This is a genomic window from Leeuwenhoekiella marinoflava DSM 3653, assembly GCF_900129005.1.
GTDB classification, from domain to species: domain Bacteria; phylum Bacteroidota; class Bacteroidia; order Flavobacteriales; family Flavobacteriaceae; genus Leeuwenhoekiella; species Leeuwenhoekiella marinoflava.
Genome location: NZ_FQUN01000026.1, coordinates 50,644 through 70,608, shown reverse-complemented (window position 1 = coordinate 70,608; position 19,965 = coordinate 50,644). Strand labels below are relative to the sequence as shown.

The following is a 19,965-nucleotide window of genomic DNA, read 5'->3' as shown; positions in this document are numbered from 1 at the left end:
AAGACCGCTGCGCTCCTTCGCTTGTTCGCATCGGACAAGGTACTGCGCTTGGGGAAATCATTAAGGCCCAAATGGTTGATCTTGCCCTCGCAGGCCAGCATGATACTGGATACCTCCCGAAGCGAGCTGCAACCACTGAGAACCGTGAAGATCATAGTGACAAGGTGCTCATAGGTAGTAAACTTTTTTGTGTACCTGTCGCTGTTGTGCTTTTTAGCTGTCCGGTAAATATCATTGGGTTCGATGAAATTTAAAACCTGTTTGATTATGGGGTGTCCGCTAAAGTTTCTACTTTTATTCATATCTCGAATGTGTGGTAACTTCAAGATATAAAATAAGCGGGATATCCTTTTCTGGAAATCCCGCTTTTAAAATGTTTTATCGGACACTAATGTTTCAAAATAAAGATATTAGCCTGTATTTGACAAAATTATATCTCCGTGTTTTGCTAAAATATTTGGTTTCAGAATTAAAATTGGTTTTAAAAAGTTCTCTTTCTTCTGGATTTTAAACTTTAAGCAGAAGTGAAGCTGCACCAATCTTTAGTTTGAAAAATACTAAAGATTGAAGTGCTCCTTAATAATTTCTCTAAAATAAAGCATTAAAAACCCCCGATTTTAACCGGGGGTTGGTATCTATTTTGTATTACTACAGCTGAAATTTAAGACAATTGTGCCTTATTCATCTTCATCTCATAATTCTCAATAGCTCCTGCTATTTTATCAACGTTGTCAGAAGCTTTTTGATGAGCTTCTTCCATTGTTTTTTCTAAATCTTTATCCGGATTTTGAAAAAGGTCTGTAATTACGTGGTTGATCTTATCAATAATGCTTTCCTGACTGTTTTTAATATCTTCCAGTTTATGAAGCATTTTTTCCATTTCATCATACTTTGCTTGATCCATAATTTTTAAATTTAATAGAAACAAGGTACTGGTTCACTAGAATGTTCTCTAGGAAATTAACCCTATTTTAAAAGAAATTAGGAGTTTTTAACGATAATGTAATCTCAGCGAAAGGTTTGTGATTTAAAAATGTGTATATTAGAAACATACTCGTAAAAAATAATTATTATAATTGATAATTATCTGTTTCATAATTTAAAGAATTCTCTATGCTTAGAAATCTACTTGTTTACTTATTTTTATTTTTAGCGACTAATTCTTTTGCAGTAGGATGGGTGAATTCTTTTAAGGATGCTCAGAAACTAGCATTGGCTCAAAATAAATTAATAATTGTAGATTTTTGGGCAACTTGGTGTGGTCCTTGTCTTAAAATGGATCGTGATTCTTGGAGTGATCCAGAAGTTCAGAATTTGATGCAAGCTTTCATTCCGGTGAAAATAGATATTGACAGACAGGTAGGCTTTGCTCGTTCCTATGGTATAAATGCTATTCCAGATGTTTTCATTATGGATGGTAATGGAGAAGTTATTTATCATCACAGAGGATATATGGATAATAATCAATTGCTAAGAGAGCTTAAAAAATATCAACTTAATACTTCATTTTTAAATAGGTCAGCTTTACAATATTATAGGAGTCAGCAATATAATACAGCTCTAAATCTAGCAGAACGCTATATGGATTATGCTGTAAACATTCCTTCAAAAGAAATTAGATATAACTTTCTGCAAGTAGCTGAAAGTTATCTTAAAAAATCAAAAAATCTTCTTGTTAAAGATATGAGCACTTATAATTTGTTTGAACAGCGAATCGAATTATATCAATTAATTATTGAAACATATCGTGGAAGATTAAGTAAGGTTAATAGAAGTTTAGACCGTAATTTCAATGAAGAAATTATAGATGAACGTAATAAAGCATCGTTCTATTTTATAAAATGCTGCTTGTGTGAATCCGATAATCCCGAGATAGGTTCTATTTTAGAAAAACTTAAATTATCAGATTTAAATGGTGATTTTCAAACACGTTTCAAATGGTTTTCTGAATTGGAATAATTAATACCCTCTGTCCGCTTTTACCTGATTTTTCAATTCCTCACCATTTTGCATACGCTGGTAGTTTTCTGCTACTTGCGCAGAAACCGAAGCAGCGTTACTCATACTCGCGATGTGTGGCGTAATGATGACATCTTCCTGATTCCAAAACGGGTGGTCTTCAGGTAAAGGTTCGGTTCGAAATACATCCAGAGCAGCACCGCTCAATTGATTTGTGTTCAAAGCTTCAATAAGATCTTCATCAACCAGATGGCCTCCACGGGCAACATTAATAAGATATGCACCCTTTGGTAGTTTATAGAATAATTCAGTATTTAAAATTCCCTGAGTTTCTTCAGTAAGCGGAAGTAAGCAAACCAGAATTTCAGCTTTAGATAAAAAGGCATCCAATTCGTTTTGCATATAACTCGTTATTCCTGTAACTTCCTTTTTAGAATGTGACCATCCCATAACTTTAAAGCCAATATTTTTAAGCATTTTACCCACGGCCTGACCGAGTGTTCCAAAACCTAATATTCCTACGGTGACATCTTTAGCACGTTTGTAATCGGTAGGTTGCCAGGTTCCTTCTTTTTGTAGTTTGGTGTAAGTCTTGAGATTTCTAATGTGATTTAAACATAAAGCTGAAACAAATTCTTGCATATCGCTTGCAAGCTTTTCGTCTACAATACGGGTTAGGATAACATCTTTAGGTAAAGATGGATCTTCAAAAAGATGATCTACACCGGCACCCATAGAGCCAATTACTTTTAGATTGGGATAGTTTGCATAACTGCCTTTTGGCGCCTTCCAGGTAATAGCCATAGCAGCATCTGCAGGATCTTTTATGGTCTCAGGAGTGACTACTTCAATTGAAGAGTCAGCTTCTTTTAACGCGTCGATCCACGGTTGGTAATCTTTATTGTTTCGAATAAGTAGAAGAGCCATTTTGCTGAAAATTTAATTTTCGATTATCGAGTAAAATTAAAAAATGCCACCCGTAATGAGTGGCATTCTAAAACGTTTATGATATTTATAACTATATGTTGAAAGCCTCTTTTACTTTATCAACATAATCTAATTTTTCCCAGGTAAACAACTCAACCTCTTTGGTTACTCTACCACTATACGGACTCTCAAAGACCTTAGTGATCACTTGCGGATCTTTACCCATATGACCATAAGCAGCAGTTTCTCTATAAATAGGGTTTCGCAATTTTAAGCGGTCTTCTATTGCAGCAGGACGCAAATCAAAAAGTTGACGCACTTTGGTAGCGATCTCCCCATTACTCAATCCTAATTTTGAAGTACCATACGTATCTACAAAAATAGATGTAGGTTCAACAACACCTATCGCATAAGAAACCTGTACCAAAACTTCATCTGCAACGCCTGCAGCAACCAGATTTTTAGCGATATGACGCGCAGCATAAGCAGCCGAGCGATCTACTTTACTAGGATCTTTACCCGAGAATGCACCACCACCGTGAGCACCTTTACCACCGTAAGTATCTACGATTATCTTACGACCAGTTAAGCCCGCATCTCCGTGAGGACCACCTATTACAAACTTTCCGGTTGGGTTGATGTGATAGGTAATATCATCATTAAATAGCTTCGCTAAATCATCGGTCAATCCGGCTTTTACACGCGGAATCAAAATGGAAATAATATCCTCTTTGATTTTAGTCAGCATTTTTTCGTCTTCATCAAATTCGTCGTGCTGCGTAGAAACAACAATTGCAACGATTTTCTGCGGAATGTTATCATCAGAATATTCAATGGTTACCTGAGCTTTAGCATCTGGGCGTAAATAAGGAATATCTTTTTCTTCACGTCGCAGTTTAGCCAGTTCGATCATAATACGATGCGAAATGTCTAGAGCAAGAGGCATATAATTTTCAGTCTCTTTTGTCGCGTAACCAAACATCATGCCTTGATCACCGGCACCTTGCTCTTCTTTAGAAGCACGGTCAACTCCTTGGTTAATATCCTGAGATTGCTCATGAATTAGCGATATGACACCACAGCTGTCACCGCTAAATTGGTAAGCACCTTTAGTATAACCTATATCATTGATCACGCCTCTTGCGATGTTTTGCACATCAAGATAGGTGTCACTTTTTACTTCGCCCGCAAGCACTACCTGACCGGTAGTTACGAGTGTTTCACAAGCCACTTTAGACTCAGGGTCAAAAGCTAAAAAGTTGTCAAGTAAAGTATCGCTGATTTGATCTGCGATTTTATCCGGGTGTCCTTCAGACACGCTTTCTGAGGTAAATAGGTAAGCCATTTAAGCATTTTTTTATTCCCGCCAGTGGGATTAAACTTCGAAGAGTGATTTGACAAATGCCTTGAAAATGGTAGTATTTACTGCCTTTAGCATTTTTTACATCGAAATAAATCGACATAAGAGGTTGCAATCAGTCAAATCTTTCCTCTTTTGGCAGGCAAATGTATAAATTTAGAAGGTATTACAAAACAGGATTTAAAATCTTATGAAAATTTATGATTTAATAAAAATAGACTGATTTTGTTTGCATATATCTAAAACGTTTTGCAATATTTGTGTTCACAAAGTTCAAACACATACTGAATTGTTATCAAGAAAGGCGGAGGGATAGACCCTATGAAGCCTTAGCAACCCTTTCACTTGGAAGAAGGTGCTACATTCTACCCCAAATTTGGAGACAAAACAGCGGGATAGATAACTAATCTGGGATATTTCCTCGTTTCTTTCTTGCTTTCATATTTCAGTTTTGCGGCTAACGCCACTATATATTTATTATGTTACAAAAACTGGAAATTAAAAATTTCACAACTCATTCAGGGTATCAGCTTGATTTACAGCTAAGCTATGAGACTTTTGGTCAAAACTTAGGAGAAGCTCCTGTGATTTTGGTGAATCATGCCTTAACTGGAAACTCCCACGTAAGTGGTCCTGACGGCTGGTGGAACGAAATCATTGGCGACGATAAATGTATAGATACTCGTAAATACAGTATTTTATCATTCAACATTCCCGGTAATGGTTATGATGGATTCTTGATTGAAAACTATAAAGAGTTTGTTGCTCAAGATGTAGCGCGTTCTTTCTTGGTAGGGCTAAAATCACTAGGAATTGAACAGCTTTTTGCAATTATAGGCGGCTCTCTGGGTGGCGGAATTGCATGGGAAATGGTGACGCTTCAACCGGCAATTACAAAACATTTAATCCCTGTGGCATCTGACTGGAAATCAACTGACTGGTTGATTGCAAACTGCCAGATTCAAGAGCAGATTTTAAATAATTCTTCTCAACCTGTACACGATGCCCGTATGCACGCGATGTTGTGTTACCGCACGCCGGAATCTTTTAAGAATAAATTTCAACGGAGTACCAATGAAGACTTGAACATTTTTAATGTAGAGAGTTGGTTGGATCATCACGGGCACAAACTGAAAGATCGCTTTCAGGTGTCTGCATATAAGCTGATGAATCAATTGCTTAAAACCATAGATGTAACTCGGGGACGTGAAGGTTTTAATGAAATTTTGACTCAGGTTGAAGCGAATATTCACATCATCGGTGTGGATTCTGACTTGTTTTTTACACCGGCAGAAAATCGTGAGACCTACAAACAACTCGCGCAACATAAGAATAACGTGACCTATGGGGAGATCAATTCGGTACACGGGCACGATGCTTTTTTAATCGAATTTGAACAACTGGAGCAGTTGCTTTATCCTGTATTTAGAGCGGATACAGCAAAACTGAAAATTTTAAAATTCGGTGGGAAATCGCTAGCTAACGGAAAAGGATTAGATACCGTTCTCAACATTATAAAAACTAAAGTTGCAAATGGCGAGCACATAGCAGCGGTACTTTCTGCTCGAGGTGGAGCAACCGATGAACTGGAAGCTATTCTCGAAGCTGCATCGTCAGGACAAGAATATAAACACCAGTTTGAGGCTTTTAAAGGCTATCAGCAAAATGATTTTGACGTTGACCTAACCGAAGAATTTGCCGAACTCAACCGCCTTTTTGATGGGGTTGCTTTATTGGGTGATTACAGTAAAAAAGTGAAAGATGAGGTGCTTTCTTTTGGGGAGCTGATTTCGGTTAAAACGGTTACGCATTTATTGCAACAAGAAGGTATTAAAGCTCAGTTTACAGATTCGCGTAAGCTTATAAAAACCAACGGAGTCTTTGGTAATGCGCAACCTAACGATAAACTTTCTAAAGAGCAGGTGGTGAAGCATTTTACCAAGTATAACGGTGATACGGTGAATATCGTAACCGGCTTTATCGCGAGTGATGATAATAATCAAACGACGACTTTAGGTCGCAACGGAAGCAATTATACGGCTTCTTTATTAGCCAATTATTTGGATGCAGGCGAACTTCAAAATTACACACACGTAGATGGTATTTTTACGGCTAATCCAGATTTGGTTCCGGGAGCGCAAAAGATAGAGCGCTTAACCTATAGCGAGGCAAACGAATTGGCAAATTTTGGAACTTCTGTTTTACACGCCAAGACGATTATTCCGCTTATTGAAAAGAATATTCCACTGCGTATTTTAAATACATTTAATGCAGATGATACCGGCACGCTAATTACTGCGCAAGCAGAACAGGAAGGGATTAAGTCACTTTCGGTTTTAAGCGAAATGGCTTTGATTAATCTTGAAGGTCGCGGACTTTTAGGAAAAGTAGGTGTCGATGCGCGTATTTTCCGTGCTTTAGGAAACAGCGGCGTGAGTGTGAGTATCATTGCTCAAGGTTCTTCGGAAAGAGGGATAGGTCTTGTTGTTGAAGCTAAACAGGCGCAACTGGCAATCTCTGCATTGCGTTTTGAGTTTGAGGCAGACTTTCAAAATCAAGATGTAAATCGAATTGAAATTATAGACGAAGTTGCAGTAATTTCTATTGTAGGTCAGGATTTGAGTAGTTTCCATAAGCCGTATAGCGAACTTATTAAAAACGGAATTGTTCCGTTGTTGTTCAACAATACCGTTACCGGTAAAAACGTAAGTGTGGTGGTGCGTAAACCCCAATTGAATAAGGCGCTTAATGTTGTTCACGGGGAGATTTTTGGTATTGCCAAAAAGATAAATATTGCCATTTTTGGACACGGATTGGTTGGTGGAACGCTAATCGATCAGATCGTAGCTTCAGCTGAAACCATAAAAGAACGCAAAGGAATAGCACTGAATATTTTCGCGGTAGCAAATTCTAAAAAAGTCTTATTTGATATAGATGGAGCTTCAGCAACTTGGAAAACCGATTTTAAGAATAATTCAAAAGAAGCGGGTGTAAAAGAAGTTATCGCTTTCGCGAAAGCAAATCATTTGGCTAACCTGATTGCGATAGACAATACTGCAAGCGGGGTATTTATTGAGAATTATATCGATTTGGCTCAGAATGGTTTTGACTTGGTTTCTTCAAATAAAATAGCAAATACGGTAGGTTTTGATTTCTATCAGAAACTGCGTCGCGTTCTAGACGAAAATCAAAAGCGCTATTTGTACGAGACTAATGTGGGAGCAGGGCTTCCGTTGATTGATACGATACGTTTGTTGCATCTTTCAGGCGATAATATTACCCGTATAAAAGGGGTGTTTAGTGGTTCGCTGAGTTATTTATTCAATACGTTTTCTGTAGAAGAGCACAATTTTTCTGATGTTTTACAGGATGCAATAGACAAAGGCTTTACAGAACCTGATCCGCGTGAAGATCTAGGCGGAAATGATGTGGGCCGTAAATTATTGATTTTAGCTCGTGAACTCGATTTGCATAAAGAATTTAGCGATGTGCAGATAGAAAGCCTAATTCCTGAAAATTTAAGAGATGGTTCTGCTTCAGATTTCTTAGGGAGATTAAAAGAATTGGATCCCGTTTTTGAAGCACGCAAAAAAGCCTTAAAAGAGAACGAAGTTCTGCGATATGTTGGCGACCTTTACGGGGACTTATCTCAGGAAGATGGAGGGACTTTAGAAGTGAAATTGGTGACAGCCTCTAAAAGTTCTGCATTGGGGCAGGTAAAAGGTAGTGACAGTATTTTTGAAATTTACACGGAATCCTATGGAGAAAATCCTTTAGTGATTCAAGGAGCCGGGGCCGGAGCAGCAGTTACTGCACGGGGCGTTTTTGGAGATATATTGAAACTCGCAGAACGGAATAATTAATTTATTGTAATTGTCAGTATGATTTTAGAAATGGCTATTTTGAATGTTATAGTAGGTAAAGAGAAACAATTTGAAACTGATTTTAAAAAAGCAGAAAAGAATATCAGTGCTATTAAAGGCTATTTAAATCATACGTTGAGCAAGTGTTTAGAACAACCTAACCAATATGCTTTGTTAGTTAATTGGGAAACGTTGGAAAGTCATACTACTAGTTTTAGGCAATCCGCAGAATATCTAGAATGGAAAAGTCTTTTACATCACTATTATGATCCTTTTCCAACTGTTGAACATTATGTAACTATATCATAAAACATAATTATTGGAATTGATTAGAAAAGAATTTCAATAGTATTAAAATAATAAGAAAATGAAAGTAACACTTGAACGTAAAAACGAGGATTATCTTTTTGAAGCAAAAGGAGCTTCAGGAAATTCGGTGATGATAGATAATAAAACAGGAGCTGTTGTCCAAGGCAGCAGTCCAATGGAATTATTATTAATGGGTGTAGGAGGTTGTAGTGCGATAGATATTATTTCGATTTTAAAAAAGCAAAAATTAGAAATTGATTCGTATCACGTAGAAGTTGAAGGAGATCGCAAGGAAGTTGGTCAAGCGAAGCCGTTTAGTGCAATGCGCGTTCACGTGTATTTAGAGGGAGATGTTCCGCAGGCAAAAGCCTTACGCGCAGCACAACTGAGTTTTGAAAAATATTGTTCTGTATCAATCACGTTGCAAGCCGGGGTAGACATTACCTATAAAGTATTTTTAAACGGAGAAGAAGTAGAATAGACACTGAGATAAGATACTTTAGATAGTAAATACTATACACTGTACTTGGGATCTGAAAAAAAGAGAAAAGAAAATTTAAAAGACATAGAAATGAAAGTGATTAGACGCGGTGCGTCTTTTAGCTCTTTTCTACAGTTTAACATCTAATAAAGTAATGAGTAAACATTTTGAAACCGAAGCGATACGCACCCAACTAAACCGAAGCGAATTTTTAGAGCATTCTGTGCCTATGTATTTGACTTCAAGTTTTGTTTTTGAAGATGCAGAAGATATGCGTGCTTCATTTACAGAAGAGAAGGAGCGTAATATTTACAGCCGTTTTACCAATCCTAATACCAGTGAATTTGTAGATAAAATTTGCAAGATGGAAGGTGCCGAAACCGGTTATGCATTTGCAACCGGGATGGCAGCTGTATTTTCAACTTTTGCCGCACTTTTAGATAGCGGTGATCATATTGTATCGGCGCGTTCGGTTTTTGGGTCTACACATTCCTTATTTACAAAATACCTTCCAAAATGGAATATTGAAACTTCGTATTTTAAGGTAGATGAAGTTGACAAAGTAGAAAGCCTGATTAAACCGGAGACTAAAATACTTTACGTTGAGTCGCCTACAAATCCCGGATGTGATGTTTTGGATTTGGAGTATTTAGGAAATCTAGCTAAAAAACACAACCTGATTTTTGTGGTAGACAACTGTTTTGCGACCCCTTATTTACAGCAGCCTATCAAATTTGGAGCAGATATTGTTATTCATTCAGCAACCAAGATGATCGATGGTCAGGGGCGTGTTTTAGGTGGTGTAAGTGTAGGGCGTGCCGACTTAATAAGAGAGATTTACTTGTTTGCTCGTAATACCGGGCCGGCTTTGTCACCTTTCAATGCGTGGGTGCTTTCTAAAAGTTTAGAGACGTTACACGTTAGAGCAGATCGTCATTGTGAAAATGCATTGAAAGTAGCAGAGTTTTTAGAGCGTCACGACAAAGTGAATATGGTAAAATATCCATTTTTGAAATCACATCCGCAGTACGAAGTTGCTAAAAAACAAATGCGTTTAGGTGGAAACATCGTGGCTTTTGAAGTAAAGGGCGGTATAGACGCCGGCCGAAACTTTTTAAATTCAATAAAAATGTGTTCGCTTTCTGCAAATTTGGGTGATACACGAACAATTGTTACGCATCCTGCATCTACAACACATAGTAAACTCGCTGAAGAAGATAGACTACAAGTAGGAATTACAGATGGTTTGGTGCGGTGTTCTGTAGGTTTAGAGCATGTGGAAGATATTATTGCAGACCTTGATCAGGCGCTAAACGCTTAGGTTTCTAACTTTTTTACATACATTTAGACCGTGTTATCTAAAAAAACAAAATACGGTCTAAAAGCTTTGGCTTATGTGGCAAAGCATAAAGGAGAAGATCCTGTGCAAATAGGAGCTATAGCCAAAAGTGAAAATATTTCTCAGAAATTTCTGGAAAGTATTATGCTTACGTTGCGTAAAGCCGGTTTCTTAGGCAGTAAAAAAGGTAAAGGCGGTGGCTATTACTTACGCAGGCAACCAGAAGAAATCAAAATGGTTGAGGTTATGCGTATTTTAGAAGGCCCAGTTTCTATGGTACCTTGCGTGAGTCTTAATTTCTACGAAAAGTGTGATGACTGCCCTGATGAGACGGCTTGTTCAGTGCACAGTCTTATGGTTCAACTGCGAGATAGCAATCTTGCAGTATTGAATAAAAACACCCTAGCAGACCTAATTGCTGAATAATTCAGAATATCTAGCTTAAATGCTGAAAATCACCTAAAAGTTTCAAAAAATTTCCTGAAAGATTTGGTCAATAGAATTATGGAGTATACTTTTGCTTTATAATCCTAGTATTCCGATAGGATTTAAATAAAGTATAGAATTTAGTAATTCAGATATGATTTTAGATCAAGTGTATAACGAGGCTCAGACAAATAAGGAGCAAAAAGTGACTTATAAGAAAGATGCTTCTACAGAAAAGCCATTAAGAAGTATTGTTAAATCTGTTAGCTGGAGAATTGTTGGTACGATTGATACCGTGCTTATTTCTTGGTTTATAACAGGCACACTGTCTTTAGCATTTTCAATAGGAGCAATAGAATTGGTGACAAAGATGGTGTTATACTTTTTTCACGAGCGTATTTGGAATACTATAAAATGGGGAAGATAATGAGTTATTCAGTAGAAGAATTAATAAAGTTCAATGAAGAGCTTAAGTCAAAAACTCCGGTTGAAATCGCAAAGTGGGCAGTGACTAACTCAAAGAATGCAGTTGTTACTACTAATTTTAGACCTTATGAAGCAGCAATATTATTTGCAGCGACTCAGGCTAAAAGTGATATTCCGGTTGTTTGGTGTGATACCGGTTATAATACACCTAATACCTATAGACATGCAGAAGAAGTTATAGGTCTTTTGAAGTTGAATATTGATTTATATGTGCCTCAGCAAACGGCTTCGCATCGTGATGTTGTGATGGGAATTCCACAAATAGATGATCCAAAACATAAGATTTTTACGGAGCAAGTGAAACTAGAGCCTTTTAAAAGGGCGATGGCAAATCATAAACCAGATGTGTGGTTTACGAACTTGAGAAAAGGACAGACTGCACACCGTGATAATCTAGATATTTTAAGTATTAGTAGTGACGGAGTTTTAAAAGTGAGTCCGTTTTATTATTGGAGTGACGCAGAATTAGATACCTATTTGGCTGAGAATAATTTGCCAAACGAACATAAATATTTTGATCCAACAAAAGTTTTGGAAAACAGAGAGTGTGGTTTACACGCTTAAATTGAGGAGGATATGAGTAAGATTTTAAAAACAAATGCATTAGAAAGCGAAGCAATTTACATTTTCAGAGAGGTGGTCGCTCAGTTTGAAAACCCTGTGTTGCTTTTCTCAGGTGGAAAAGATAGCATTACGTTAGTGCGTTTGGCGCAAAAAGCATTTTATCCAGGGAAGATACCCTTTCCGTTATTGCATGTAGACACTGGTCATAACTTCCCTGAAACTATTGAGTTTAGAGATAAGTTGGTAGAAGAATTAGGATTGAATTTAATCGTACGCCATGTACAAGATGCGATAGATGAAGGTAAAGTAACTGAAGAAACCGGTAAATATTCTAGCCGAAATATGCTTCAGACTACAACACTTTTAGATGCTATTGAAGAATTTAAATTTGATGCTTGCATAGGTGGTGCTCGTCGTGATGAAGAAAAAGCACGAGCTAAAGAACGTATTTTTTCTGTACGTGATGACTTCGGTCAATGGGATGAGAAAAACCAGCGTCCAGAATTATTCGATCTTTTAAATGGTAAAATTGAAATAGGTCAGAATGTGAGAGTGTTTCCAATTTCTAACTGGACGGAACTTGATGTGTGGAGCTATATAGAGCAGGAGCATATTGAAATTCCATCTATATACTTTTCGCATAAGCGAGAGACATTTGTGCGTGATGGTTTGATCTGGAGTGCATCTAAATATGTGTATCGCGAAGAAGATGAAGAAGTATTAGAGCGTATTGTGCGTTTTAGAACGGTGGGTGATATGACGTGTACTGCTGCAGTTGAGTCTGATGCAGATACCATTGAGCAAATTGTAAAAGAGATTAAAGTTTCAACCATTTCAGAGCGTGGAGCGCGTATAGATGATAAGCGTTCTGAAGCAGCAATGGAAAAACGTAAACAACAAGGATATTTCTAGAACTCGCTTACAAAGTGATCAGAAAACAATATTAATAGCAATACGAATAATAACGTGGAAGTTTTAAAGATAGCAACAGCAGGTAGTGTAGATGATGGTAAAAGTACCTTGATAGGAAGACTGCTTTACGATACAAAATCACTTACAGACGATAAATTAGAAGCAATAGAGCGTAACAGTAAGAAAAAAGGATATGATTATCTTGATTTTTCTTTAGCGACAGATGGCCTTGTTGCAGAACGTGAACAAGGAATTACAATTGACGTTGCGCATATTTACTTTTCTACAAAAAAGAAGAGTTATATAATAGCAGATACTCCGGGACACGTAGAGTATACCCGAAATATGGTTACCGGTGCATCACAGGCACAAGCTTCGATTATTTTAATTGATGCACGTAAAGGAGTGATTGAGCAAACGTATCGTCATTTTTTTATAAATAATTTATTGCGTGTTAAACAGGTAATTGTTGCTGTTAATAAAATGGATTTGGTTGATTATGATCAGCAGGTTTTTGAAAACATCAAAGCTGATTTTGAGAAACTAAATGCGCAAAGTAGCTACGAAGAACAAAAGATAACGTTTATTCCTATTAGTGCTTTAAAAGGAGATAATGTTGCTCAAAAGACTGATTCTATGTCTTGGTATACGGGTGATAGCGTTCTAGATTTTCTTGAGGCTTTAAAGCCGGAACAAGAAGAGTTGACGGCTGCGAGATTTCCTGTGCAAACAGTTATAAGACCTAAGAAAGATGAGTTTCATGATTATCGCGGATACGCCGGTAAAATTTATGGAAGTAGCTTAAAAGTGGGTGATGCTGTTACGGTTCTTCCTTCTTTAACCTCATCTAAAATTAAATCTATAGAGTTTTTTGATGAGCAGTATGAAGAAGCAGTTGCAGGTAGTTCTGTGACGATTACTTTAGAAAATGATATCAACGTAACGCGTGGAGATATCTTAGTTAAATCTGATGAAATGCCACATGCTGCAAAGACGTTAACAGCTTCTGTTTGTTGGATGGATGGAAAAGCCTTAATACCGGGAGCTAAGTATGAAATACAACACAATACAAATAGAGTTTTAGCTAAAATAGACAGTATTGAAAATGTAATTTCAACTGATTACTCGGGTGAAGACGCTAGTGCGACACAATTAACACTAAATGAGATCGGTAAGGTTAACTTTAAATTGAGTAAGAACCTTTTCTTCGACAATTATGCTGATAATAAAGCAGGTGGATCTTTTATATTAATTGACACGCAAAGTAATACTACCGCAGGAGTAGGTTTTATCGGTTAAAAATATAGAAAGAATGAATTGGAAAAACTTTAATTCATTCTTTTGCCAAAAATCCTATTTTACCTATAGGATTAAAATGAAATAAAAATAAAAAAGAAATAAGCTATGCAAAGCTTCAGAACAGAAATAGAGAATCCGGTTGTAGAACGCGACATTATAGAGCTTGAGAAAAAAATCAGACTCTTTAAGGATGGGAAGATAGATGAGGAACGTTTTAGAAGCCTTCGTCTGGCAAGAGGTGTTTACGGTCAGCGTCAGGAGGGTGTGCAAATGATACGTATTAAATTGCCTTACGGAAAGGTGACTAGTGATCAGTTATTGCGTATTTCTGATGTTTCTGATGAGTATTCAAGAGGTAAATTGCACATTACAACGCGTCAGGATATTCAGATTCACTACGTGAGTTTAGACCGTACTCCTGAGTTGTGGGCAGAGCTTGAGAAAAGCGATGTAACACTTCGTGAAGCTTGTGGAAATACGGTGCGTAATGTGACTGCAAGTCCAGATGCAGGTATTAACCCAGAAGAAGCTTTTGATGCTACCCCATACGCACATGCTACCTTTCAGTTTTTTCTAAGGAATCCAATCTGCCAGGAAATGGGCAGAAAGTTTAAAATGTCTTTCTCGGCAACAGATGATGATTCGGCTTTAGCTTTCATTCACGATTTAGGGTTTATCCCAAAAATTAAAGATGGTGAACGCGGTTTTAAAGTGATGCTTGGTGGTGGATTAGGTTCTCAGCCAAGACATGCAGATGTATTGACTGAGTTTTTGCCGGTAAATGAATTGATACCTACTATTGAAGGTGTATTACGTGTTTTTGATCGTCATGGAGAGCGTTCAAGAAGACTTAAGGCACGTATGAAATTCCTTATCAAAGATATTGGAGTTGATGGCTTTATGGAATTAGTTGCCGAAGAGCAAAAAGCACTTTCGTATAAAACCTACGAGATTGATACTGCAGCGTTTGATGCGGCTCCAATACAACCACTTACTGAAGCTCCACAGGTAGCTATTGAAGATCAAAAAGAATACGATGCTTGGAAAGCAACCAATGTTTTTAAGCAGAAACAAGGCGGTTTATATGCTATTGGTATCAAAGTAAGATTGGGTGATTTTTCAACAGAAAAAGCGCGCGCATTAGCAGGTTTAATAAAAAAATACGGTGGGGATGAGTTACGACTTACCTTACGTCAAAATATACTATTAAGACATATACCGGAAGGGGCATTACCATTTTTCTTTTCACAACTAGCCAACCTAGGTTTTGCCCGCCCGGGATATGAAACAACAGCAGATATTACTGCGTGTCCCGGTACAGACACTTGTAACTTAGGGATCGCAAGTAGTACCGGTATCGCAGACAAACTAGAGGATGTTTTAATTGCTGAATACCCGGAATATCTTAACAATAAAGATATTGCCATTAAAATTAGCGGCTGTATGAATGCTTGTGGTCAACACAATATGGCTCATATAGGTTTTCAAGGAATGTCTGTGCGTACACCAGAAAAATTGGTTGCTCCGGCTTTGCAGGTACTTTTAGGTGGTGGCGTTTTGGGAGATGGTCAAGGTCGTTTTGCAGATAAAGTGATCAAAATACCTAGTAAAAGAGGTCCTCAGGCTTTGCGTGCAATTCTTGATGATTTTAAAGCGAATGCAGGAGAACTTGATTTCTTGAGTTATTATGATGAAAAAGGTCAGCGTTATTTTTATGACTTCCTGAAGCCACTTTCAGAAACAAATAACTTAGTAGAATCTGATTTTGTGGATTGGGGTAACGATGAGAAATACATTCAGGAAGTAGGGGTTGGAGAATGTGCCGGTGTTGTTATTGATTTGGTTCAGACTTTATTACTTGAAGCTAAAGACAAATTAGGTAACGCAATTGAAGCTTTTGAAGCAAAGCGTTTTGCAGATAGTGTTTATCACACCTATGCGGGTTTGGTAAATGGAGCTAAGGCTATTTTACTTTCAGAGAATGTAAAAACCAATACTCAAGCGAATATTATCGCTGAATTTGATAATACTTTTGGAGAAAATGATACGTTAATAACAGAGACTTCATTTGCAGATCTTGTGTATCAAATTCAAAGCAATGAGCCTACAAAAGAATTTGCGGAGGCTTATCTTGCAGAAACAAATGCATTTTTTGACAGAGTAGATGCGTTCAGAAAAAATCAATTAGCACATGCCAATTAATAATCCAAAATTAACAGTAGTAGGTGCAGGGCCGGGAGATGTAGAACTGTTTACATTAAAGGGTGTTCGTGCTTTAGAAAGTGCAGATGTAGTGCTGTATGATGCTTTGGTGAATCCGGATTTATTAGAGTATGCAAAAGATGCAGAGCTTATTTTTGTAGGAAAGCGTAAAGGATGTTATGCATATCAGCAAGAGCAAATAAATGATTTAATTATTTCTCGAGCTAAAAGTCACGGTCACGTGGTGCGTTTAAAGGGTGGAGATCCATTCATTTTTGGACGTGGAGCGGAAGAGATGGAAACTGCAGCTTCAGTAGGATTAGAAGTGGCGATGGTTCCCGGGATATCTTCTTCGCTTGCAGTGCCTGCTTATCAAAATATACCGTTAACCAAACGTGGAAGTTCTGAAAGTTTCTGGGTAATTACCGGGACTACAAAAGAACATAAACTTTCTAATGATGTAAAGCTGGCAGCAAAATCTTCAGCAACTGTAGTTATTCTTATGGGGATGAGTAAGCTGGGAGAGATCACAAAATTATTTCGAGAAAGCGGAAAAAAAGATACTCCGGTGGCGATTATACAAAATGGAACAACACCTGAAGAACGCGTAGGTGTTGGAACTATAGCTACTATTGAAGATGTAGTGCAAGAGTTAAAACTTACTAACCCATCAATTATTGTGATAGGTGAAGTTGTAAGACATCGCGAGCAATTGCTTAATTTGCAATTAGAAATAGAGCAAAAAGCACATTAATGTCTACAGAAACAAATACACTTTATCCGGTTTTTTTAAAAGTTCGCAACCTGCAAGTTTTAATCGTGGGTGGTGGTAACGTAGCTTTAGAAAAATTGACGTTCTTGACAAAATCGAGTCCGGATGCTGTTGTAGAAATGGTAGCGCCATTTTTTAGACCAGAAACTTTAGAATTGGCTAAAAAGTTTAATGTAAAAATTACCAAAAAGAGGTTTACGCGTAAGATGCTTAAAAAACGCCATGTGGTTATTGCAACAACAGATAGCCCGGCAGTGAATAAGCGTGTTTACAGAGCGGCTAGAAAGCGTTTTTTACTTTGTAATATCGCAGATGTTCCAGAACTTTGTGATTTTTATATGGGCGGAATTGTTACAAAAGGAAATGTGAAAATTGCTATTTCGACTAATGGAAAATCACCTACTACGGCAAAACGTTTAAGACAGTTTTTTGAAGAGGTGATACCTGAAAATATAGACGATCTGGTGCAGAACCTTAACGAATATAGAAAAACCATAAAAGGGGATTTTGAAGAAAAAGTTGAAACCCTAAACGAGTTTACAAAAGGATTGATTTCCAAAAATTAAAATGAAAGTAGAAATGAGCTGTAATTAGCTCAAAGCATAAAGAAGATGATAAAGACAGACATACTCATTATTGGAGCAGGACCTACGGGATTATTTACTGTATTTGAAGCAGGATTACTGAAGTTGAAATGTCATATTATTGACGCTTTGGCTCAGCCTGGCGGACAATTGGCAGAGATTTATCCTAAGAAACCTATTTATGATATTCCTGGTTTTCCTGAAGTAATGGCGGGAAAACTTGTAGATAACCTTATTGAACAAGGAAAGCAATTTCAACCTGGTTTTACGTTAGGAGAGCGTGCTGAAACTATTGAGAAGCAAGATGACGGTAGTTTTATCGTGACGACTAATAAAGGTACACAACATCATGCTTCAGTGGTTGCCATAGCTGGTGGTTTAGGAAGTTTTGAACCGCGTAAACCAGTTATCCCAAACATTCATGAGTTTGAAGATAAGGGTGTAGCTTATATGATTAAAGATCCAGAGGTTTATCGCGATAAAAAAGTAGTTATCGCCGGTGGTGGAGATTCAGCTTTGGATTGGAGTATTTATCTGGCTGATATCGCAAAAGAAGTTACTCTTGTTCATCGTAGAAATGAATTTAGAGGGGCTTTAGATTCCGTAGAAAAGGTACGTGAATTAAAAATGCTAGGTAAAATCAATTTGGTTACTCCTGCAGAAGTTGTAGGGCTGGGTGGTGTAGAAGAGCTTAAAGAAGTTGTTGTAGATAAAAATGAAGAGCAATTTTCTATTGAAGCAGATGCTTTTATTCCATTATTTGGCCTTTCTCCTAAATTAGGCCCTATTTCAAATTGGGGACTTGAAATCGAAAAGAACGCAATTAAAGTAGATAACGCTCTAGATTATCAAACCAATATTCCGGGAGTATTCGCTATAGGTGATGTTAATACGTATCCTGGTAAACTTAAACTGATACTTTGTGGCTTTCACGAAGCAACGATGATGTGTCAATCTGCTTATAAAATTATCAATCCCGGCAAACGTTATGTGATGAAATATACGACCGTAAGTGGTATTGATGGCTTTGACGGATCACGTAAAGAAGCAGAAAAAGCAGTAGTGCAAGCTATTGACTAGCTTGTTATTTAAAGGTTATCTATAAAGCTCAGGATTTTTTTTTGGTTGAAGACTTTTTCAAAAGGTCTAAAACTTAGATTTAATTCTGAGCTTTTTATTTTATAATTCAAGTTGGTTTTGCAATATTTGCAGTTCAGTTCATTATTTAATGTGGTTATCAAGAAAGGTAGAGGGATTAGACCCGTTGAAGCCTTAGCAACCCTCCTCTTGGAGAAGGTGCTACGTTCTACTCAATTTTGAGATAGATAACATAAAAACAAGTCTTTGCGACTTCTCTTTTGCCTTCTTAATAACGTATTTTTGCACACTATTCTCAGAGTATATGAGCATGTTTTGCAAGCATTAAAATACTGTTTTTAGATAAAGATTATGAGTCAAAGTAAAATACATAAAGCTTTAAGAAAGCGTATTCTTGTTTTAGACGGAGCAATGGGGACTATGTTGCAACGCTATAAATTTACAGAAGAAGATTTTAGAGGAGAACGTTTTAAAGACTGGCCAAGTCCGGTACAGGGTAATAACGATATGTTGAGTATTACCCAGCCTGAAGCTATTGCAGACGTTCATGCTAAATATTTTGCTGCAGGAGCAGATATTGTAGAGACCAATACTTTTAGTGGTACTACGATTGCTATGGCAGATTATGGAATGGAAGAGTTTGTTTATGAACTCAATTATGAGTCTGCAAAAATGGCTAAAAAAGTAGCTCAGGAGTTCACAGAAAAAGAGCCAGAAAAACCACGTTTTGTAGCGGGAGCAATGGGGCCAACGAACAAGACGGCGAGCATGTCTCCCGATGTAAATGATCCTGGTTTTAGAGCGGTTTCTTTTGATGAATTGCGTGCAGCTTACAAGCAACAAGCAGAAGCCTTGATAGATGGCGGTGTAGACATGCTTTTGGTGGAAACTATTTTTGATACACTAAATGCAAAAGCAGCACTTTTTGCTATTGAAGAACTGAAAGAAGAACGCAAGATTGAAATTCCCGTGATGGTGAGCGGTACCATTACCGATGCTTCCGGGAGAACCTTATCTGGTCAAACAGCCGAAGCATTTTTAATTTCTATAGGGCATATGCCATTGCTTTCGGTAGGTTTTAATTGTGCTTTAGGGGCAGAGCAACTAACCCCGTATTTAGAAGTGGTTTCCGGGAAATCAGACTTTGCAGTTTCGGCTTATCCTAATGCAGGATTGCCTAATGCATTTGGAGAATATGATGAGACTGCAGAAGAGATGGCAGCTCAGATAAAAATCTATTTAGATAAAAAATTGATCAATATTATAGGAGGTTGTTGTGGTACAACTCCAGAACACATCCATGCTATTGCAGAATTAGTAAAAGATTATGAGCCTAGGCCATTGCCTGAGCTTAATGAAGCTGAAGCAGCGATATAAATCAGAA

The 19,965-nt window shown here is 37.4% G+C and carries 19 protein-coding genes and 2 riboswitches; of the genes, 15 read left to right on the top strand and 4 right to left on the bottom strand.

Annotated elements, in window-relative coordinates; translation table 11 throughout:
- Together BUB91_RS19235 and BUB91_RS19230 are read right to left on the bottom strand one after the other, a co-directional pair.
- Positions 1-302 (bottom strand): DUF4372 domain-containing protein (locus tag BUB91_RS19235; RefSeq protein WP_139250531.1); only part of this gene is annotated, 302 nt, incomplete at its 3' end.
- Positions 303-661: 359 nt separating this feature from the next.
- Positions 662-904, bottom strand: coding sequence for a hypothetical protein (locus BUB91_RS19230; RefSeq protein ID WP_073100823.1), 243 nt, complete (start codon positions 902-904; stop codon positions 662-664).
- Between the two features lie 209 nt (positions 905-1,113).
- Between BUB91_RS19230 and BUB91_RS19225 the strand changes: the two genes are divergently transcribed.
- Entirely contained in the window at positions 1,114-1,959 is an 846-nt protein-coding gene (locus BUB91_RS19225) for a thioredoxin family protein (protein WP_073100821.1), read from the top strand.
- Here BUB91_RS19225 and BUB91_RS19220 read toward each other — a convergent pair whose 3' ends face one another.
- Both BUB91_RS19220 and metK read right to left on the bottom strand, forming a co-directional pair.
- Positions 1,960-2,886, bottom strand: coding sequence for a 2-hydroxyacid dehydrogenase (locus BUB91_RS19220; RefSeq protein WP_073100819.1), 927 nt, complete (start codon positions 2,884-2,886; stop codon positions 1,960-1,962).
- Between the two features lie 91 nt (positions 2,887-2,977).
- On the bottom strand, positions 2,978-4,231 hold the full coding sequence (gene metK, locus BUB91_RS19215; RefSeq protein WP_073100817.1) for a methionine adenosyltransferase: 1,254 nt from the start codon (positions 4,229-4,231) through the stop codon (positions 2,978-2,980).
- Between the two features lie 304 nt (positions 4,232-4,535).
- Positions 4,536-4,652, top strand: a riboswitch (SAM riboswitch).
- Between the two features lie 73 nt (positions 4,653-4,725).
- Between metK and thrA the strand changes: the two genes are divergently transcribed.
- From thrA to BUB91_RS19145, 14 genes are all read left to right on the top strand, one after another.
- Entirely contained in the window at positions 4,726-8,109 is a 3,384-nt protein-coding gene (gene thrA / locus BUB91_RS19210) for a bifunctional aspartate kinase/homoserine dehydrogenase I (protein ID WP_073100815.1), read from the top strand.
- 18 nt (positions 8,110-8,127) lie between these two features.
- Positions 8,128-8,418 carry an antibiotic biosynthesis monooxygenase family protein gene (locus tag BUB91_RS19205; protein ID WP_073100813.1) on the top strand — a complete coding sequence of 97 codons (291 nt, stop codon included), beginning with the start codon at positions 8,128-8,130 and terminating at the stop codon, positions 8,416-8,418.
- 58 nt (positions 8,419-8,476) lie between these two features.
- On the top strand, positions 8,477-8,899 hold the full coding sequence (locus tag BUB91_RS19200) for an OsmC family protein (protein WP_073100811.1): 423 nt from the start codon (positions 8,477-8,479) through the stop codon (positions 8,897-8,899).
- A gap of 154 nt (positions 8,900-9,053) precedes the next feature.
- Positions 9,054-10,220, top strand: coding sequence for a trans-sulfuration enzyme family protein (locus tag BUB91_RS19195; protein WP_073100809.1), 1,167 nt, complete (start codon positions 9,054-9,056; stop codon positions 10,218-10,220).
- Between the two features lie 30 nt (positions 10,221-10,250).
- Positions 10,251-10,664 (top strand): RrF2 family transcriptional regulator, encoded by a 414-nt coding sequence (locus BUB91_RS19190; RefSeq protein WP_073100807.1) that lies wholly within the window; start codon positions 10,251-10,253, stop codon positions 10,662-10,664.
- Positions 10,665-10,818: 154 nt separating this feature from the next.
- Positions 10,819-11,091, top strand: a complete 273-nt coding sequence (locus BUB91_RS19185; protein WP_073100805.1) for a DUF2061 domain-containing protein — start codon at positions 10,819-10,821, stop codon at positions 11,089-11,091.
- On the top strand, positions 11,091-11,714 hold the full coding sequence (locus tag BUB91_RS19180; RefSeq protein ID WP_073100803.1) for a phosphoadenosine phosphosulfate reductase domain-containing protein: 624 nt from the start codon (positions 11,091-11,093) through the stop codon (positions 11,712-11,714). Before BUB91_RS19185 ends, BUB91_RS19180 begins: the two co-directional genes overlap by 1 nt.
- A gap of 12 nt (positions 11,715-11,726) precedes the next feature.
- Positions 11,727-12,626 (top strand): sulfate adenylyltransferase subunit CysD, encoded by a 900-nt coding sequence (cysD, locus tag BUB91_RS19175; RefSeq protein WP_073100801.1) that lies wholly within the window; start codon positions 11,727-11,729, stop codon positions 12,624-12,626.
- Between the two features lie 54 nt (positions 12,627-12,680).
- On the top strand, positions 12,681-13,925 hold the full coding sequence (locus BUB91_RS19170) for a sulfate adenylyltransferase subunit 1 (protein ID WP_073100799.1): 1,245 nt from the start codon (positions 12,681-12,683) through the stop codon (positions 13,923-13,925).
- 105 nt (positions 13,926-14,030) lie between these two features.
- Positions 14,031-16,127, top strand: a complete 2,097-nt coding sequence (locus BUB91_RS19165; protein ID WP_073100797.1) for a nitrite/sulfite reductase — start codon at positions 14,031-14,033, stop codon at positions 16,125-16,127.
- Positions 16,117-16,881, top strand: coding sequence for a uroporphyrinogen-III C-methyltransferase (gene cobA / locus BUB91_RS19160; RefSeq protein ID WP_073100795.1), 765 nt, complete (start codon positions 16,117-16,119; stop codon positions 16,879-16,881). The genes BUB91_RS19165 and cobA overlap by 11 nt, the downstream gene beginning before the upstream one ends.
- Complete coding sequence (locus tag BUB91_RS19155) at positions 16,881-17,465, top strand: precorrin-2 dehydrogenase/sirohydrochlorin ferrochelatase family protein (protein ID WP_073100793.1); 585 nt, start codon at positions 16,881-16,883, stop codon at positions 17,463-17,465. The genes cobA and BUB91_RS19155 overlap by 1 nt, the downstream gene beginning before the upstream one ends.
- 45 nt (positions 17,466-17,510) lie before the next feature.
- On the top strand, positions 17,511-18,563 hold the full coding sequence (locus BUB91_RS19150; RefSeq protein ID WP_073100792.1) for an NAD(P)/FAD-dependent oxidoreductase: 1,053 nt from the start codon (positions 17,511-17,513) through the stop codon (positions 18,561-18,563).
- A 151-nt stretch (positions 18,564-18,714) separates the two neighbouring features.
- A riboswitch (SAM riboswitch) is annotated at positions 18,715-18,815 on the top strand.
- A 117-nt stretch (positions 18,816-18,932) separates the two neighbouring features.
- A complete protein-coding gene (locus BUB91_RS19145) occupies positions 18,933-19,958 on the top strand; it encodes a homocysteine S-methyltransferase family protein (protein WP_175551015.1) in 1,026 nt (341 codons plus the stop codon).
- Positions 19,959-19,965: the final 7 nt, after the last annotated feature.

Bases quoted from the DNA above. Each gene is read 5' to 3' on its own strand.
- BUB91_RS19200 (WP_073100811.1), top strand. From the start codon at position 8,477: ATGAAAGTAACACTTGAACGTAAAAACGAGGATTATCTTTTTGAAGCA.
- cobA (WP_073100795.1), top strand. From the start codon at position 16,117: ATGCCAATTAATAATCCAAAATTAACAGTAGTAGGTGCAGGGCCGGGA.
- metK (WP_073100817.1), bottom strand. From the start codon at position 4,231: ATGGCTTACCTATTTACCTCAGAAAGCGTGTCTGAAGGACACCCGGAT.
- BUB91_RS19230 (WP_073100823.1), bottom strand. From the start codon at position 904: ATGGATCAAGCAAAGTATGATGAAATGGAAAAAATGCTTCATAAACTG.
- BUB91_RS19145 (WP_175551015.1), top strand. From the start codon at position 18,933: ATGAGTCAAAGTAAAATACATAAAGCTTTAAGAAAGCGTATTCTTGTT.
- BUB91_RS19150 (WP_073100792.1), top strand. From the start codon at position 17,511: ATGATAAAGACAGACATACTCATTATTGGAGCAGGACCTACGGGATTA.
- BUB91_RS19185 (WP_073100805.1), top strand. From the start codon at position 10,819: ATGATTTTAGATCAAGTGTATAACGAGGCTCAGACAAATAAGGAGCAA.
- BUB91_RS19155 (WP_073100793.1), top strand. From the start codon at position 16,881: ATGTCTACAGAAACAAATACACTTTATCCGGTTTTTTTAAAAGTTCGC.
- BUB91_RS19195 (WP_073100809.1), top strand. From the start codon at position 9,054: ATGAGTAAACATTTTGAAACCGAAGCGATACGCACCCAACTAAACCGA.
- BUB91_RS19220 (WP_073100819.1), bottom strand. From the start codon at position 2,886: ATGGCTCTTCTACTTATTCGAAACAATAAAGATTACCAACCGTGGATC.
- BUB91_RS19180 (WP_073100803.1), top strand. From the start codon at position 11,091: ATGAGTTATTCAGTAGAAGAATTAATAAAGTTCAATGAAGAGCTTAAG.
- BUB91_RS19225 (WP_073100821.1), top strand. From the start codon at position 1,114: ATGCTTAGAAATCTACTTGTTTACTTATTTTTATTTTTAGCGACTAAT.
- BUB91_RS19165 (WP_073100797.1), top strand. From the start codon at position 14,031: ATGCAAAGCTTCAGAACAGAAATAGAGAATCCGGTTGTAGAACGCGAC.
- cysD (WP_073100801.1), top strand. From the start codon at position 11,727: ATGAGTAAGATTTTAAAAACAAATGCATTAGAAAGCGAAGCAATTTAC.
- BUB91_RS19205 (WP_073100813.1), top strand. From the start codon at position 8,128: ATGATTTTAGAAATGGCTATTTTGAATGTTATAGTAGGTAAAGAGAAA.
- thrA (WP_073100815.1), top strand. From the start codon at position 4,726: ATGTTACAAAAACTGGAAATTAAAAATTTCACAACTCATTCAGGGTAT.